The following is a 16,258-nucleotide window of genomic DNA, read 5'->3' on the forward strand; positions in this document are numbered from 1 at the left end:
CCCATGTTCCACATCAAATCACTCGAACTGGTCCACTGGGATTACTGGCAGCGGATCAAGAACATCCCGCTGGACGCCAAGATCATCACGATCGCCGGCCAGAACGGCTCCGGCAAGACCACGCTGCTCGATGCGTTGCGCACCTTGTTCGGCCTGGACTGCTCGATGGGCCGCACCTACAAACACTATGCGCGCCACTCGGGCCAGCAGAGCGCCTGGCTGCGCGCCGTGGTCGACAACAAGCCCTCCGGCCGCCAGCTGTCGAACCGTCCGTTCCGCCATTCCGGCTTCTTCGCCGACGACGAAGTGACCCTGTTCTGCCAGGTGCAGAAGAACGGCGGCGACTGGAAGCGCCAGTACCTGATGCGCCCGGGGAACGTCGAGATCGAGGAAGTCACCGACGCCACCGACTGGCTCGGCGTGGAGAACTACAAGAAGCGCCTGGCCTCGGCCGGCCTGTCGCCGGCCATGTCGAAGGTGCTGGCGCTGGAGCAGGGCGAGACCGACAAGCTGTGCGAATACGCGCCGCGCCAGTTGCTGGACCTGGTGTTCCAGGTCTTCGGCGACAAGGAAGTGCTGGACGCCTACGACGAAGCCAAGCGCCACCAGCGCGACACCGAGACGGAGCTGAAGCGCTTCGAGGCCGAGCTGGAAACCTCGCGCATCAACCTGGAAGGCCTGCGCCTGCGCGTGGCCAACTACCATCAGTGGGAAGACCTGCACAAGGAAAAGCGCGCGCTGCAGGAAGACGTGCTGCCGGCGCTCGAATACCACGAAGCGCGCGAAAAGGCCGCGACCATCAGCCGCGCTATGCGCGAAGCCCGGAAGCCGCTCCTGCAGGCCGACTCGATCCTGGCCGAGAAGCGCCAGCAGCTGGCAGCCCAGCAGCGCGCGCTCACCGAAGCGCAGAAGCAGGAAGCCCAGCTGGAGCAGGAAGCCACCGAGCTGGCCGGCCGCCTCACGCAAGTCAACCAGAAGCTCAAGCCGCTGGAAAGCCTGCTGGAACAGAAGGAGCGCCTGCAGAAGCTGTCGCTTGATGCGGGCGCCGACCTGGCCGAGGTGGCGAACCAGCTGAACGAAAAAGAAGCGGAACTCGCCAAGCAAAAGCAGCAGCGCGACAACATCGCCGCAAAAATCGCCGGCGAACTGGCCACCATCTCGGCGCTGCAGGGCAAGAGCGCGATGCCGGAGCCGGAAGCCCAGCGCCAGATGCGCCGCGCGCTGCGCGACGAGGGCATCGCCCACGCCATGCTGTCCGACATCGTCGAAGTGACCGATCCGAAGTGGCAGGGTGCGGTCGAGGGCGTGCTGGGCGGCTACGCCTCGGTGGTGCTGCTCGAGAAAGCCAAGGATGCGCCGGCGGCCTACCGCCTGGCCGAGAAGGAACGCTACCGCCACTTCATCGTGCCCGACTGCGTCGAGGCGCCGGTGGTCAAGGACGCCAGCCTGCTGTCGGTGGTGCGCTTCTCCGGCAAGGCGCCGGGCTGGCTGATCGACCAGCTGGAACGCATCGAGCGCGTCGATTCGGTGGACGCCGGCTTCAAGTCGGATTGCGACGAATGGATCACGCCGGACGCCTACCACCGCGAACGCCGCGGCGGCCGTTCGCTGTACGTCGAGCCTTCGCGCTACCGCTTCGGCTCGGCGGGCAAGACCCAGCGCCTGGAAGCGATCCAGAAGTCGCTCCCGGCGCTGGAAGCGCAGGAAGACGCGCTGACCCTGGCGATCAGCAAGCTGGCGGCCGAAGTGGGCGCGCTGAAGGGCCGCATCGCCGGCGTCGACGCCGCCAAGGAACTGGCGGCGCGCCAGGCCGAGTTCGAGGAAGCCACGCGTGCGCTGGCTCCGCTCAAGGCCGAGCGCCTGGAAGTCGGCGCGCGCCTGGGCGAGCTGTCGATGCTGACCAAGAACGCGACGGTGGCGCGCACCCGCGCCGACACCGTGTGGCAGAACGCGCGCATGGCCCTGTCCGAAGCGGAAGCGGGCATGCGCCTGAACAACCGCCGCACCATCGAGCAGCGCACCGAACACGCCAAGGCCCTGCTGGCCTTGCGCCGCGGCTGGCGCGACGTGCCGACGAACTGGAAGAACGCCGGTTGGCGCGGCGCCCTGGTGGCCAAGCACCAGAACGCGCACCAGGTCAACCTGCGCCTGTCCTCGCTCGAGCACGCCCTGGCGCGTGACGACTGGGAACAGGATGCGACCGTCATCGACCAGTACGCGCGCCTGAACGACCAGCTCAGTGGCCGTCAATCCGAAACCGAGGAGCGCCGCTACCAGAACAACCGCGCGATCGAGGCCACGGCGAATGCGCGCGGGGCCTACATCGAGCGCCTGCGCTACACCATCAAGACCTACTCCAAGAACATCAAGGAGCTGGGCGAGCTGGCGGGCATCGACGTGCAGGCCGACCCGGTACGCCTGGAGAACGACGACGTGCAGCTGGCCCAGGCCGGCCTGCACGTGCGCTTCAAGTTCGACGGCAAGGACCAGATCGGCATGAACGACGGCGAGGCCTCCGGCGGCCAGCAGGTGATGAAGTCGCTGGTGCTCCTGATCGGCCTGCTGAAGTCGGAAGAAGGCTCGGGCGGCTTCGTGTTCATCGACGAACCGTTCGCGCACCTGGACATCCGCAACATCCAGCTGGTCGGCGAGTTCCTGAAGAACACCGACGCCCAGTACCTGATGACGACGCCGCTGACGCACAACACCGACGTGTACGACCCGTCCGAGCTGACGCTCATCACCAGCAAGAAGAAGAAGGACGTGCAGTGGGCGCAGCCGATCTTTGTGCTGCAGCGCAGGAAAGACGAGGCGAAGGCCGCGTAAGACGAAGGGAGCCGGTGGGCTCCCTTTTTTCATGGGAAGGCCGGCCGGGGCGGCGCGCTGCTGGGCGCGGGCTGGCGCAAGGCCATGCTATGCTTGAGTCGAGCCGGTATCGCGGCGCGGTACCGAGGCGTTCGACGAGACGACATCATGCACCCGGGCGGAGAGATGAAAGACGTAAAAGTAGACGTGCGCGTCAATGTGACCGTGGACCCCGCAAGCGTTTTCCTGTTGCTTGCGACCGCGACGATGGGCCTGTTCCTGTACAAGCAGAACAAGCAGCAGAAGCTGGCGCCGAACGCATCCTAGGCGCGCGGCAAGCGCAGCCGGTGGTCGTGCCGCAGCGAAGAAGAGGCGAAGGCTGAGCTCCCTTTTTTGTTCAAGGTGTCTGCGCGGCCAGCGCGTCGATGCGCGTTTGTAGCGCGGCCCGGGCGGCCGCATCCTGCGTGCCCGCCAGGGATTTTTCCAGGATGAGCAACTGGGCCCGGGTCAGGGCTTGCGCAGCCGGAACCGGAATGTCCGGCGCCACCCCGACGCCCTCCCAGTCCTTCAGGGTGACGGGATCGCGGGCGGTGGATGTCGGCACCATCAGCCGGAAGTGCGCATCGATGCTCTTGATCCGCGCAGGGTGGGCGCCGCCCCGGGTCGTCTCGCCGACGATCGTGACGCGCTTCCTGTTCTGCAAGGCGAAGGCCAGGCCTTCGGCGGCCGAGAAGGTCGATTTGCTGGTCAATAGATAGACATCTTTTTCCGCACCGAAGCGGGTGCCCGGCACCGCCAGGGAAGTCCATTGCTGCTCGGTGACATTGCCTTCGCGGCGGTACAGGTCGGCGATGTGGACCCGCTCGTCGAACAGGTAACTCGCCAGCAGCGGTACGCCATCGGTGGAACCGCCGTCGTTGTCGCGCAGGTCGATGATCAGGGCGTCCGTGTTGGACAGCAGCGTCATGGCCGCGCCGATGAAGGGTGCCGACTCTCCGGCCGGCGCGAAGAAACCGGTCTTCAGGTAGCCGATATTGCCGGGCAGGCGTTCGACGCGCTCGATCCCGAAATTTTCCTTCCGCAGTCGGGCCTGCCGTTGAGCGACGTCAGCCGCGGAAGGCTTGGCGCCGCGCTGTTCCGGAACCGGTTCGGGGCTGTACATCAGGCGCAGGTGGGGATCTTTCGTCAGGTCTTGCATGATCTGCGTGACGGTCCTGGCGAAAGCCTCGCCGCTCGTCCCCGTGCCCAGATCCGCCTGACGTAGCACGGGAGCCAGTTGCCGTGCCTTCCCGGCATCGATGTACGAAGTGTCCAACATCTCGATGATCGCCTCGATCGTCGCGGTGCGCGCGGCCGGCGCTCCAGGATCCGCCTGGGCCGGCCATGCCAGGAACAGTGCGGAGATCAGTAGGGCGCAGCGCTGCATGGACACTCCTCAAGGATGATGGCTTCGGTCTAGAATAGTCTTTCTAGACAGCCGTGTCTACACATGCCGGCGGGGGAGTCGCATGTCATGCGGCGCGGGTATCGCCGGGGACCGGCGCCCGCGCCCGGGCCATCATGCGAAATCGATCGCCTTGCGCAGCTTGCGCCGCCACAGCACCAAGCCCGCCGAATAGCGCGCGAAGTAGCCCGCCGTCAGCCCCACGGCCAGCATGGTCAGCATGTCGTCCGTCAGCTTCGGCGCCGGGATGCCCTTGCCCTGGTTCGCGTAGATCTCGACGCCGAGGTAGAGGATGCGCGCCACCAGGATCATCGCGAACAGGATGCCCAGCCGCGCCGGCGGCGTGAAGTAGTAGCCCTGTTCGGTGTCCTCGAAGCGGGTGCGCGTCAAGGCGTAGTGGCCCCAGCCGATGCCGAAGGCTGAACCGGCCAGCAGCGCAGCCAGGTGGGTCGGCCGGTCGAACAGCTGCGCGGCCGGCACCAGGATCATGGCGCCGAACACCAGCACGCCGGTGTAGTGGCGCGAGACGATCGAGCGCTGGCGGACCATGCGGGCCTGGATGCGCTTGTAGACGCGCCAGACCAGCAGCGGGGTCAGGACGAGCAGGGCGAGGGTGGTGATCGAAAGTTCTTCCATGGCGCAATGAGTGTGTTCAAGCCTGCCATTGTAGCCGCCCCGCACGGAAGAAGGCGGCGAATGGCGGCCGGCGGGCCGCCGTGGTAAGGTGTCCGTTCCGCTTCGACGAGGAGATTCCCGCCATGAATGCAGAGCCGTTCGCGCATGTTCCACTGACGGCGCACCGCGCACCTGACCCGGCCCCGATCGAGGAACCGGCGCCCGAGCCTTTTGACACGCCCCATCCGCACCACCAGCCCGGCCACCCGCACCTGCCGCAGGGCGAGGAGGAACCGGTGCCCGATCCCAAGCCCAGCCTGTTCTCTTGAGCGCCTGAGCCTTAGCCCAGCACCGCCCCCGCCACCCAGGCATAGGCGGGAATACCCAGCAGGATGTTCAAGGGGAAGGTCACCCCGAGCGACATGCTGAAGTACACCGAAGGATTCGCTTCCGGGATCGAGTAGCGCAGCGCCGCCGGGACCGCGATGTACGAGGCGCTGGCGGCCAGCACCATCAGCAAGGTAGCGTTGCCCACCGACAGGCCGAGCAGCGCCGCCAGGCCCAGGGCCAGGCTGGCATGCACGACCGGCGCGCCCGCCGCATAGGCCAGCAGCCAGCGCGACTGGCCGCGCAGCTTGCCGAGGTTGCGGGCGGTGAGCAGGCCCATGTCGAGCAGGAAGAAGGCCAGCATGCCCTTGAACAGGTCGACCGAGAACGGCGCCATGGCCGCCTTGCCTGCCTCGCCCGTCAGCAGGCCGACCAGCATGGCGCCCAGCAGCAGCAACTGGGTGCCGTCGGTGAAGGATTCGTGCAGGATTTTTCCCATGCCGACACGCGGGCCGGGCGCCGCCAGCGTGGCCGTGCCATTTCCATTCGGCAGCACCGCAGGGGCGCCGGCCTGGCGCAGGGAATTGGCCAGCACCACCGCGATCACGATCGCGGGCGACTCCATCAGGGCCATCGCGGCCGCCATGTGCCCGCCGTAGGCGATCTGCTGGACGTCCAGGTACTGCGTCGCGGTGATGAAGGTGACCGCGCTGACCGAGCCGTAGGTGGCCGCCACCGCGGCCGCGTCGAAGCGGGACACGAAGCGCTTGAGCAACTGGTAGGCGGCCAGGGGAATCACGGTGGCCAGCAGGACGGCGGCGCCCAGGCTGGCCGCGATTTCCGTGGTGAGGCCGGATTGCGCGAGCGCGAAGCCGCCCTTCAGGCCGAGCGCCATCAGGAGGTAGAGCGACAGGAAGCGCGAGATCGGCTGCGGGATCTCGAGGTTCGATTTCACGCAGCCGGCCAGGATGCCGAAAGCAAAAAACAGGATGGCAGGATCGAGGAAGTTGGTCATGGTTTCGAACTCAACAGAAGGTCCTGCATCCTAAGCGCTTAGGGCAATAAAGAAAAATCGATTATGATGATGGTGAGCATAGGGATTTATCTATGAATGCCACCTTCCGTCAGCTGCGCCTCTTCCTTGCCTTCAGTGAACACCTGAGCGTCACGGCCGCCGCGCGCGCCTGTCATGTCACCCAGCCGACCGCTTCCATGCAACTGCGCGAGCTGGCCGACGGCGTCGGCATGCCCTTGTACGAGCAGGTCGGCAAGCGCCTGTACCTGACGCCCGCGGGCGAAGCGCTGACGCGCACCGCGCGCGCCATGATGGACGAGTGGGCTGCCTTCGAACAGCACATGGACGGCATCAAGGGCATGACCCGCGGGCGCCTGCGCCTGTCGGTGGTCAGCACCGCGAAGTATTTCGTGCCGCGCCTGCTCGGCAGCTTCTGCGCCGCCTTGCCCGACATCGACGTCGCGCTCGAAGTGCTCAACCGCGACGGCGTGGTGCGGCGCCTGCGCGACAACCTCGACGACCTCTACATCATGTCGATGCCTCCCGAGGACCTGGAACTGGAACGCCATGCCTTCCTGTCCAACCCGCTCGAGATCATCGCGCCGGCCGGGCATGCGCTGGCCGGCCGGCGCCAGCTGCCCCTCGCCGAACTGGCGCCGATGCGTTTCATCCTGCGCGAGAAGGGTTCCGGCACCCGGCTCGTCGGCGACCGCCATTTCGCTTCCCTGGGTTTTCGGCCGGACATCCGCATGGAACTGGGCGGCAACGAAGCGATCAAGCAGGCGGTGGCAGCCGGCCTGGGGCTCGGCGTGGTCTCGCGCCATGCGCTGGCCGCGCAGCCGGGCGACGAAGGGCTCGCCGTGCTCGAGGTCGAGGGATTCCCGGTGCAGTCCAACTGGTGGACGCTGTACCGGAAAGGGAAGAAGCTGACGCCGGTCGCCGCAGCCTTCCTGGCGCATCTCGGGCATGTTGGTGACAAGGGGTAATTGAACGGATTGCCCCGCTATGTGCCGTACCGAACAGAAGCATGCTTTTGCAATCGTGGACCATGGCCCCTCCGTCCTGATCAGCAAGGAGAGGTAATCATGAGCGACACCCGGGAGAACGCAGCAGCGCCAGCCAACGGCCAAGGGGGCGAATTGCACCAGCACGCAGGAGGAGGGCATCCGCCCCTGACCACCAACCAGGGCGTGCCGATCGCCGACAACCAGAACTCCCTGAGACCGGCCGGCGCGCGCGGCCCGACGCTGCTGGAAGACTTCGTGCTGCGCGAAAAGATGATGCACTTCGATCACGAACGCATCCCGGAGCGCATCGTGCATGCGCGCGGCGCCGCGGCGCACGGCTATTTCGAACTGACCCACTCGCTGGCCGACTACACGACGGCGCGCGTACTGACCGAGGTCGGCGTGCGTACGCCGGTCTTCACCCGTCTGTCCACGGTGGTGGGCGGCCGCGGGTCCATCGACACCCCGCGCGACGTGCGCGGCTTCGCGGTGAAGTTCTATACCAAGGAAGGCAACTGGGACCTGGTCGGCAACAACATTCCGGTGTTCTTCATCCAGGACGCCATGAAGTTTCCCGACCTGGTGCACTCCGTCAAGATGGAGCCGGACCGCGGCTATCCGCAGGCCACCGCGGCCCACGACACCTTCTGGGACTTCATTTCGCTCACGCCCGAGTCGATGCACATGATCATGTGGGCCATGTCCGACCGCACCATCCCGCGCTCGCTGCGCATGATGGAGGGCTTCGGCGTGCACAGCTTCCGGCTGCTCAACGACAAGGGCGAGTCCACCTTCGTCAAGTTCCACTGGCGGCCCAAGCTGGGCATGCAGTCGACGATCTGGGACGAAGCCGTCAAGATCGCCGGCGCCGACCAGGATTACCACCGGCGCGACTTGTACGAAGCCATCGAGGCCGGCAAGTTTCCCGAATGGGAGCTGGCGGTCCAGTTGTTCACCGAGGAACAGGCGGCCGGCTTCCCCTTCGACCACCTGGATGCCACCAAGCTGATTCCGGAAGAACTGGTGCCGCTGAAAGTCGTCGGCCGCATGGTGCTCGACCGGAATCCGGACAATTTCTTTGCCGAGAACGAACAGGTTGCCTATTGCCCCGCCAATGTGGTGCCGGGCATCGACTTCAGCAACGATCCGCTGCTGCAGGGCCGCCTGTTCTCCTACCTCGACACGCAGATCCTGCGCCACAATTCGCCGAACTTCCACCAGCTGCCGATCAATGCGCCGAAGTGCCCCTTCGCCAACCACCAGCGCGACGGCCACATGCAGATGCAGGTGCCCAAGGGCAGGGTCAGCTACGAACCGAGTTCGCTCGATCCGAACTCGGCGCGCGAGGATCCGGTGCGGGGTTTCCGCAGCCATGCCACGCCGGCCGACGCGGGCAGCAAGGGCAGGGTGCGTCCGGAAAGCTTCGCCGACCATTACAGCCAGGCGCGCCAGTTCTACATCAGCCAGACCGACCTCGAGCAGGCCCACCTGGCCTCGGCCCTGGTGTTCGAACTGTCCAAGGTGGAGCACGTCCATATCCGTGAAGCGATGGTCGGCCACCTGCGCCACATCGACGAGCTGCTCGCCAAGCGGGTGGCCGACCATCTGGGCATGCGGCAGCTGCCGCCGGCCCCACCCACGGCCGCCCCGGTGCGCGACTTGCCGCCATCCCCGGCCTTGCAGCTGATCGGCAAGATGACCGGTTCGCCGGAAGGCCGCAGCATCGGCATCCTGTTCGCGGACGGCTCGGATGCCGCCGCCATCAAGGCCTTGCGCGCAGCCGCCGAGGCGGCCGGCGTGACGGTCAAGCTGGTGGCGCCCAAGGTGGGCGGCGCCCAGCTGGACGACGGCAGCTGGCAGGAGGCCGATGGCCAGCTGTCCGGCACGCCCTCGGTGCTGGTCGATGCGGTGGCGCTGGTGCTGAGCGAGGACGGGGCGAAGAAGCTGGCCGGCGAATCGGCGGCGATCGACTTCGTGCGCGACGCCTACGGCCACCTCAAGGCGATCGCGCATGACGCCGGCGCGGCCGGATTGCTGCGCACGGCCGGCATCCAGCCCGACGCCGGCGTGATGGACGCGTCGAAGGCGCAGGACTTCGTGGCCTCGGCCGGCAAGCGCTTGTGGACGCGCGAGCCTTCGGTGCGCATGCTGCCCTGATGCATGCGCAGTGCCGGTCCTGCCGCGGCGGGGCCGGCGATGGCAATGTCAGTCGGCGCGGCCCTGGCTGCGCCGCTCCGGGCAACGGTAGCGGACCAGGGGCGGGGTGCTCCTGACGTCGGTCAGGGTCTGGCCGTCGCGCGCCAGCTGGAAGTGCGCGGCGTGCAGCCGCGTTTCCCCTTCGCCCTTCAGTTCGGCGATCAGGACCAGCTCGCGCTCGCGCGCGACCGCCGCGCGCACCGGGCCGGTGCTCTCGAAATAGGTGACCCGGTTGCCTTGCAGGCGCAGCGTCGAATCGTTGCGCGCCGTGCCGCAATCCTTCGCGTGCATGTTCCATTCGCCTTGGTAGGCGCGCGGGATCTTCTGCTGGGGCTGGGCCGCGCCGTCGAGGCTGACGAGCATCAGCAGCAGGGGGACGAACTGTTCTGTCATCGGGTCTGCCTCCGGGTGACTGGTCCCGTTAATCGAAGGCCCAGGCGTACAGCACGTCCAGCGCGGTATTGGTGCCGGTCTGGAACTGCAGCGTGATGCGTGGGGTCCACTTGTAACGCAGGCGCACCAGGCTCGAGGCCGTGGTCGCGCCCTGCTCGAAGCTGAGGTAGGTGCGCGAAGAGATGCGCTTGCCCACCGTCACTACCGTGTCCGCCAGGCCGCCGTTACCGCCGTTCGCCTGCTTCAGCCCGAGTTCGTCCACGCCGAGCGAGGTGGCCAGCTTCTGCGTGATGCCGCCGGTGCCGCCCGAGCCGCCGAGCAGGGCGCCGGCCGCTGCCGCCAGCACGTCCTTCTCGTTGCCGCTGGTGCCTTCCATGCCGTGGCCGAGCACCAGCCAGGACAGCTTCTCGCTGTCCGGCACGTTCGGGGTCGACACCAGCCGCGCCTGTGGCGCCTGGGCGGTGCCGCGCACCTGCACGCCGGCTTCCACGTTGGTTTCGGACAGCTGCTCGCCCTCGGGCTGTGCGCGCACCGCAAGCACGTCCAGGGCCGGGTTGTCGTAGGGACCGCTGAAAGTGATGACGGCGCGCCGGATATCCAGCCGCTGGCCATAGGCGGCGTAGTCGCCTTCGACCGCGCGGATGGTGCCGTTCACGCGCGGCGCGCCGGCGCCGACCTTGCGCATGCGCACATTGCCGGCCAGGGTGGCGTCGATGCCCAGGCCGCGCAGTTTGAAGTCGTCGCCCAGGTCGGCGCGCAGGTCGATGGTGAGCGGCAGTTCTTCTTTCTTGTTCGAGGGCTGCGGCCGGGTGCCGCCCTGGCCCAGCACGATGACGTCCTCGGACATGGTCGGCCGGCCCTGCGGCGCGAATTCGATCAGGGCGCGGTCGGCACGGACGTTGCCTTCGATGGCGAAGCGTTCGGCGTCGCGTACCAGCGAGGCCTTGCCGCTGAGGACCACGGTGCGGTCCGGGCGCGACAGCGCTTCGAGTTTGTCCAGGGTCAGGCGCAGGTCGGCCGCGGCCAGGCCGCTGGAAAAGCGCAGGAAGCCGTCGGCCGAGGCGCTGCCCTGGCGGCCCTGGAAAGTCAGGCGCTGCAGCTGCAGCTGGTCGCCGGCCAGGCTGGCGCGCAGCTCGCCGTTCTGCAGGCGCACGCCCTGTTCGGGCCAGCGCACCGCCAGCTTGTCGCCCTGCACGCTGCCGTCCAGGCGCGGCGCGCCGATGGTGCCGCTGCCGGTCAGGGCCAGGCGCAGCGCGCCGTCCAGCTCGAGGCCGGACTGTCCGGCGAACGAGGCCAGCCAGGCGATCGAGCCGATGTCGGCCTTGGCCGTCATGCGCAGCGGGCTGTCGGCGTCCAGGCGGCCCTGCAGCAGCTGGGCGGTGGCGTCGACCTCGACGCTGCCGGTGCGGGCGCCGTCGAGGTCGAGGCCGACCTTCAGCGAGCTGCCGACGACGTCGGCACGCGCCTCGAGGGTGCGCAGGCCGAGCGGCACCGGCCGGTCGCCGCCGGCGATCACGTCGCCCTTTTCGCGGAACACGTGCACCGTGCCGTCCAGCGCCGGGACGCCGCCGGTGGCGCTCGCGGTGCGCAGGTCGAGCTCCCACTTCGCGCCCAGGGTCAGGTCGCCGCGCGCATTGTCGCGGATGGTGGGCGAGAACTGCGACAGGTAGGTGAGCGGCACGTTGTCGGCATGGCCGCTGCTGGCCCAGCGCGGGCCGTTCTTGACCAGCGAGTCGATCGTGATGCTGCCGGCCGGCAGGCGAATGACGGCGCCGTTGAAGGCGATGCTTTGCGGCCTGGCCAGGCCCATCAGGCCGCTGCCGGGCGCGCCGCCGATGCGCAGCGGGACCGGCGCCTGCAGGGTCATCGCGTAACGGCCGCGGTTCTGCAGGGCGGCCAGGGTGCCGCTCCAGGTGTCGCGCGCCAGGCCGCCGCGCACCTCGAGGTTGGCGTCGAAAGACTCGCCGACCGCGGCCGCGCGCAGGGTGTGGGCGCCGCGCGTGCCGTCGGTCTTCAGGCTGGCCGAGGCGACCCGCGTGTCGCCGCTGGCATATTCGGTGATCTGGATGTCGGTCGCCAGCGCGTCGTTGGCGCCGCGGCCGGAGCCGAGATTGGCGCTGGCGCGCAGCGCGCGGATGCTGTGGGCGCCGAGCAGGCGCAGGTTCTGGCCTTCCAGCGCGGCGCTGAAGGACGGCGCGTCCATGGTGCCCGACAGGATGCCCTGGCCGCGCAGCACGCCGGCGAAGTCGGGGCCGAGCGCGGCCAGTTGCGGGGCGTCGATGCGCCAGTTCAGTTGATCCTTGCCGGCGCCGAAGCTGCCCTTGGCGGCCAGCACGTTGGCGCCCACGTGCAGGTCGACGTCGGCATTCGAGATGTGGCGGCGGTCGGCCGTGAGCCTGGCGTGGCCCCACAGCGGCGAATTCGACAAGGTCGAGTCCTGCACCCGCAGGTCGAGCGCCCCGCGCCAGTCGGCGCCGCTGCGGCCGCTGGCGTCGAAAGCGCCGTTGATCGAGCCGGCCAGGGGCGAACCGAAGGCGGCCGGATTGAAGCGCTGCATCGCGCCGCTCATCTTCGCTTCGACGAAGCGCGCACCTTCGCCCCCGGCCAGCCAGGCCTCGCCGCTGGCGCGCAGGCTGCCATTGGCATTCTTGCGCTGGGCGGCAACCCAGCCCAGGCCGTTTGCATTGACTTCGAAGCTCGTGCGCGGCGCGGCCATGCTGCCGGTGGCGACGCCATTGGCCGTGACGGCGCCGTACAGGTCGCTGCGCAGCGCCGACAGCTGGCGTCCGTCGACGCGCCATTGCAGGCGGTCGCCCGCGCCGCCGAAGGCGCCGTTGAGCGCCACCGTGTTCTGGCCCAAGGCCAGCTCGGCATCGATGCCGCTGATGCGCTTGGCGTCGGCGTGCAGCTTGCCCTGGCCGGACAGCGCCTGGTTCAGCAGGCGGCTGCGGCGCACCGCGAAGTCGGCATCCACGCGCCATGCCGGGGCGAGCGCGCCGGCCGCGTTGACGCTGGCGTTGATGTCGGCTTGCGGGAAGTCGCCGAAATCGGCCGGGTTGAAGCGGCTGGCGCTGGCGCTGGCCTTGAAGGCTTTGTCTTCCAGCAGGTTCATGCTGCCGGTGAGGTCCACCCGGCTGCCGCCGCTGGACAGGCGCGCTTCGCGCAGCGTGACCACGTTGTTCCGCAGCGTGGCCAGCGCGGCCAGGCGCAGGGCCTTGTCGGCCAGATTGGCCTGCAGGGTTTGCGTGTCGCCGGCATTCGTCACCTGGATGTCGCCGCGGATGCTGGTGGGCTTCATGGCGGAATGGATGCCCTTCAGGTCGAAGCGGTCGGTGTGCAGCGTGAAGCGCGCGGTGCCGAGGCCGCCGGCGCTTTGCCCCGGCTCGTCCTTTTCGCGCTGGACCCCGCCGGTGCCGGTGAAGCGGCCGGCGGCGCCGAAATCCATCAGCACGTCGGACACCTGCAGGGCGTCCAGGTTGCCGCCCAGTTGCCCGCGCATGCTGCGCAGCGGCAGGCGTTGCTGGTCGATCGTGCCTTCCGGGCCGTCGTTGCTGATGTCGACCCGGCCGCTGATGTTGCGCTGGTCGTCCAGCTTGCCGCTGATGGCGAAGCTCAGGTCGGCGGTCGGCAGCGCCGGGTTGAAGAAGCCCGGGTCGACGTTGCGGCCGTTGATGCGCATCTCGCGCAGCGGGATCTCGGCATAGGGCGAGAGCACGAAGCGGGCGTCGCCCACCGCGCGGCCGGCCTGGCCGGTGGCGTCGACCAGGGTGGTGTTCAGGTCGCCGCCGAGCTTCAGGCGCAGCTGCGCGGCCCGGGCGCCGGCTTTCGCCTGCGACTGGGTCAGGCTGGCGGTGGCGTCGAGCTTGAACGGGCGCTGGGCGCCAATCGTTCCGGCGGCGGCGACATTGCCCCAAGGCGTCACGGCGGCGGCGTCGCGCAGTTGCCAGCGCTGCTTGTTGCCCTCGACGCGCAGGCGGATGTTGTCGATATGGGTTTCCGCGCCCTGGTTGACGAAGGTGGCCCGGTTCAGGCGCGCATCGTCGATAGAGACCGTGAAGGGCGGCGCGAGTTTCGCCGGCATCGGCGAGCGCTCCTCGGACTCCTTGAGGGTCTCGACGCGCAGGTTGGCCGCGTGCAGCTTGTCCACCAGGATGCCGCGCGAGACGATCTGCCCCGGCGACCAATGCAGGTTGATCTTGTTGGCGATGACCAGCTGCTCGTCGGTGCGCCACACCGCGCGCTCGATGTACATGGCGCCGTACAGGGAGCCGCGCACGCCGGTCAGGGTGAGCTTGCCGCCGGTGGAGGCGGCGACTTTCTGCGCGATCATCTGCAGCGTGGTTTCGCGTCCCAGATACCAGAGCGTGCCGCCGACGATCACGCCCGTGACGACCACGCCGATGGCGACGCGGCGCGGCCAGCGCCGCGGCTTGGGCTGCGCCGGGGAGGCAGCCTGGTCGGTGGAGGTGTCGTTCGTGTCCATCAGAAGGTGAATCCCAGGGAGAAGTGCAGGCGCGCCTTTTTCACGGCATGGCCATAGGCCAGGTCGACGTTGATCGGCCCGACCGGGCTGCGCCAGCGCGCGCCCACGCCGAAGCCGGATTTCGGTTTCAGGTCGCCGACCTTGTCGGCGGCGTTGCCGACGTCGTAGAACACGGCCACGCCCCAGGGCGGGCGGAAGTAATACTGGTACTCGGCGCTGGCGGTGAACAGGTACTTGGCGCCGACGATGGCGCCGTTCTCGCGCACGCCCAGCTCGCGGTAGCCGTAGCCGCGCACCGACTGGTCGCCGCCGGCGCGGAACAGGAAGGTGGACGGCACGCCCAGCTTTTCCTTGGCCGCCACCGCGCCGAACTCGCTGCGCAGCACCAGGGTGCCGGCTTCTCCCAGCGGCTTGAACATCTGGCCGCGCAGGTACAGGCGCAGGAATTTCTCGTCGGTGAGGATGGGCAGCAGCGCGCCGCCCAGCTGGCCCTGCAGCACGTAGCCGTTGGTCGGCTGGATCAGGCTGTCGAGCCGGCGCTTGGTGATGGCGTAGGTGAGCGGCAGGCTGCGCGTGGTGGTGGGTTCGCTCGGCGGCACTTCGCGCTTTTCGACGAGCGCCTCGAGCGTCAGGCTGCGCTCGAGCAGGGGCGACCCCCACGAACGGCGTGCGGCCACCGTGGCCAGGGTGGTGATCTCGCCGCGCACGTCGTTGCGCTCGACGCCGGCGCCGACGCTGTCGTTGTAGCCCTTGGGCGTGGTCGGCCAGAAGAAGTCGACGCGCGCGGTCTGGCGCTTTTGTTCGTAGATCAGGTCGCTCTTCATGCGCTTGCCGAACACGTTCAGGTCGTCGTAGCTGGCCTGGGCGCGCGCGCCCGTGTCGGTGGAGAAGCCGAGGCCGACCTCGACGTTCTTGCGCTTGTTCTCGACCACACGCACCAGCACCGGCAGCACGGTCGGGCCGGTGGGCGGCTGCGGGGTGGCGGGGTTTGCGTCCGCGTCGTCGTCGCCTTCCTTCAGTTCCTGCAGCTCGGCGTTGAGTACCTGGCGCATGTCGGCGCTCACTTCGACGCTGCTGAAGTAGCCGGTGTCCTGCAGGCGCGATTGCAGGGCGGTGAGGGCCGCCTCGCTGTACTGGTCGCCCGGATTGATCTTGTTCAGGTTGGTGATGACTTCGCGCGGATAGCGCTTCAGGCCGCGGATGCGCAACTCGCCGAAGCGCATTTCCGGGCCGCTGTCGATGACCACCCGCAGCAGGGCGCGGCGCTCTTCGGGGTCGACGGTGGCGCTGGTTTCCACCAGGCGGGCGCGTGGAAAGCGCGTCTGCGCCACTTCGCGCAGCAGGCCGCGCTTGGCGGCTTCCCAGTCTTCCTGGCGGAAGCGCGCGCCGACCGGCAGCGACCAGCGCTGGCGCAGGGCGCCGGCATCGAAAGGCGCGCTGCCCTCGTCGATCGGGGCGAAGCCCTGCAGCACCAGGTCGACGTCGCCGACCACGGTGGCCGGACCCGGATCGACGATGATGCGCGCCACCGGCTGGCCGCCGCTGGTATCCAGGCCGGCCGAGATCTTGGGCGAGTAATAGCCTTCGGTGGCGATGAAGGTCTTGGCCTGGGCCGGAGCTTCCTTGACCAGGCGTTGCAGCTGTTCCATGTCGACGCGCGGATTGCCGCGCCAGCGCATCAGGTCGAGATTTTCCTCGAGCATGTTTTCGATCTGGCGCGGCGCGTCGATGCGGACCTGGTAATCGATTCCCTGCGCCTGCAGTGCCGTGGCAAATAGCAATGCGCCCAGACCGGCCAGGAGGCGGGGCAGGGGGCGCAAACGGCGCGGGATCGATCTTGCAGGAAACATAAGACTCCACGGATAAAATTCATGGCAATCTTAACGGATTAGCAAAAATGGTGACAAACTCTTGGCACGGCAGTGCGGTCGCCGCGGCTCACGCAAGCCCCTGTTTTATGCCAGAATTCGCGC

At 68.2% G+C, this 16,258-nt stretch carries 11 protein-coding genes; 5 read left to right on the forward strand and 6 right to left on the reverse strand.

Annotation, left to right across the window (positions count from 1 at the left end; genetic code table 11):
- Positions 1-3 precede the first annotated feature (3 nt).
- Both ACK4S9_RS07830 and ACK4S9_RS07835 read left to right on the forward strand, forming a co-directional pair.
- Positions 4-2,826: an ATP-binding protein gene (locus tag ACK4S9_RS07830; RefSeq protein WP_409723791.1), complete on the forward strand. Its 2,823-nt coding sequence runs from the start codon at positions 4-6 to the stop codon at positions 2,824-2,826.
- A 165-nt stretch (positions 2,827-2,991) separates the two neighbouring features.
- Positions 2,992-3,132, forward strand: a complete 141-nt coding sequence (locus ACK4S9_RS07835) for a hypothetical protein (RefSeq protein ID WP_409723793.1) — start codon at positions 2,992-2,994, stop codon at positions 3,130-3,132.
- A gap of 70 nt (positions 3,133-3,202) precedes the next feature.
- On the opposite strand, the gene ACK4S9_RS07840 is transcribed toward ACK4S9_RS07835, so the two are convergent.
- Complete coding sequence (locus ACK4S9_RS07840; RefSeq protein ID WP_409723796.1) at positions 3,203-4,231, reverse strand: S41 family peptidase; 1,029 nt, start codon at positions 4,229-4,231, stop codon at positions 3,203-3,205.
- Between the two features lie 132 nt (positions 4,232-4,363).
- Entirely contained in the window at positions 4,364-4,885 is a 522-nt protein-coding gene (locus tag ACK4S9_RS07845) for a hypothetical protein (protein WP_409723799.1), read from the reverse strand.
- Positions 4,886-5,007: 122 nt separating this feature from the next.
- On the opposite strand from ACK4S9_RS07845, the gene ACK4S9_RS07850 reads away from it, so the two are divergent.
- Complete coding sequence (locus tag ACK4S9_RS07850; RefSeq protein WP_409723802.1) at positions 5,008-5,193, forward strand: hypothetical protein; 186 nt, start codon at positions 5,008-5,010, stop codon at positions 5,191-5,193.
- An 11-nt stretch (positions 5,194-5,204) separates the two neighbouring features.
- Here the strand turns inward: ACK4S9_RS07850 and ACK4S9_RS07855 are convergent, their stop codons facing one another.
- The gene (locus ACK4S9_RS07855; protein ID WP_409723805.1) at positions 5,205-6,206 is read right to left on the reverse strand and encodes a sodium-dependent bicarbonate transport family permease; all 1,002 of its coding nucleotides are present in this window, start codon (positions 6,204-6,206) and stop codon (positions 5,205-5,207) included.
- Positions 6,207-6,298: 92 nt separating this feature from the next.
- Here ACK4S9_RS07855 and ACK4S9_RS07860 point away from each other — a divergent pair, with 92 nt between their 5' ends.
- A complete protein-coding gene (locus ACK4S9_RS07860) occupies positions 6,299-7,192 on the forward strand; it encodes a LysR family transcriptional regulator (protein WP_409723808.1) in 894 nt (297 codons plus the stop codon).
- Between the two features lie 99 nt (positions 7,193-7,291).
- Positions 7,292-9,370 carry a catalase gene (locus ACK4S9_RS07865; RefSeq protein WP_409723811.1) on the forward strand — a complete coding sequence of 693 codons (2,079 nt, stop codon included), beginning with the start codon at positions 7,292-7,294 and terminating at the stop codon, positions 9,368-9,370.
- A 48-nt stretch (positions 9,371-9,418) separates the two neighbouring features.
- Here the strand turns inward: ACK4S9_RS07865 and ACK4S9_RS07870 are convergent, their stop codons facing one another.
- The 3 genes from ACK4S9_RS07870 to ACK4S9_RS07880 are packed head-to-tail and all read right to left on the reverse strand — an operon-like array spanning position 9,419 to position 16,135.
- Positions 9,419-9,802 (reverse strand): hypothetical protein, encoded by a 384-nt coding sequence (locus ACK4S9_RS07870; RefSeq protein ID WP_409723814.1) that lies wholly within the window; start codon positions 9,800-9,802, stop codon positions 9,419-9,421.
- A 28-nt stretch (positions 9,803-9,830) separates the two neighbouring features.
- On the reverse strand, positions 9,831-14,285 hold the full coding sequence (locus tag ACK4S9_RS07875) for a translocation/assembly module TamB domain-containing protein (protein ID WP_409723816.1): 4,455 nt from the start codon (positions 14,283-14,285) through the stop codon (positions 9,831-9,833).
- Entirely contained in the window at positions 14,285-16,135 is a 1,851-nt protein-coding gene (locus tag ACK4S9_RS07880; protein WP_409723819.1) for an autotransporter assembly complex protein TamA, read from the reverse strand. Before ACK4S9_RS07880 ends, ACK4S9_RS07875 begins: the two co-directional genes overlap by 1 nt.
- Positions 16,136-16,258 lie beyond the last annotated feature (123 nt).

The sequence above is a fragment of the Massilia sp. genome, assembly GCF_046293535.1.
Lineage (GTDB): Bacteria > Pseudomonadota > Gammaproteobacteria > Burkholderiales > Burkholderiaceae_D > Telluria.

Excerpts from the sequence above, each read along its gene's own strand:
- ACK4S9_RS07830 (WP_409723791.1), top strand. The coding sequence starts at position 4 with ATGTTCCACATCAAATCACTCGAACTGGTCCACTGGGATTACTGGCAG.
- ACK4S9_RS07835 (WP_409723793.1), top strand. The coding sequence starts at position 2,992 with ATGAAAGACGTAAAAGTAGACGTGCGCGTCAATGTGACCGTGGACCCC.
- ACK4S9_RS07840 (WP_409723796.1), bottom strand. The coding sequence starts at position 4,231 with ATGCAGCGCTGCGCCCTACTGATCTCCGCACTGTTCCTGGCATGGCCG.
- ACK4S9_RS07845 (WP_409723799.1), bottom strand. The coding sequence starts at position 4,885 with ATGGAAGAACTTTCGATCACCACCCTCGCCCTGCTCGTCCTGACCCCG.
- ACK4S9_RS07850 (WP_409723802.1), top strand. The coding sequence starts at position 5,008 with ATGAATGCAGAGCCGTTCGCGCATGTTCCACTGACGGCGCACCGCGCA.
- ACK4S9_RS07855 (WP_409723805.1), bottom strand. The coding sequence starts at position 6,206 with ATGACCAACTTCCTCGATCCTGCCATCCTGTTTTTTGCTTTCGGCATC.
- ACK4S9_RS07860 (WP_409723808.1), top strand. The coding sequence starts at position 6,299 with ATGAATGCCACCTTCCGTCAGCTGCGCCTCTTCCTTGCCTTCAGTGAA.
- ACK4S9_RS07865 (WP_409723811.1), top strand. The coding sequence starts at position 7,292 with ATGAGCGACACCCGGGAGAACGCAGCAGCGCCAGCCAACGGCCAAGGG.
- ACK4S9_RS07870 (WP_409723814.1), bottom strand. The coding sequence starts at position 9,802 with ATGACAGAACAGTTCGTCCCCCTGCTGCTGATGCTCGTCAGCCTCGAC.
- ACK4S9_RS07875 (WP_409723816.1), bottom strand. The coding sequence starts at position 14,285 with ATGGACACGAACGACACCTCCACCGACCAGGCTGCCTCCCCGGCGCAG.
- ACK4S9_RS07880 (WP_409723819.1), bottom strand. The coding sequence starts at position 16,135 with ATGTTTCCTGCAAGATCGATCCCGCGCCGTTTGCGCCCCCTGCCCCGC.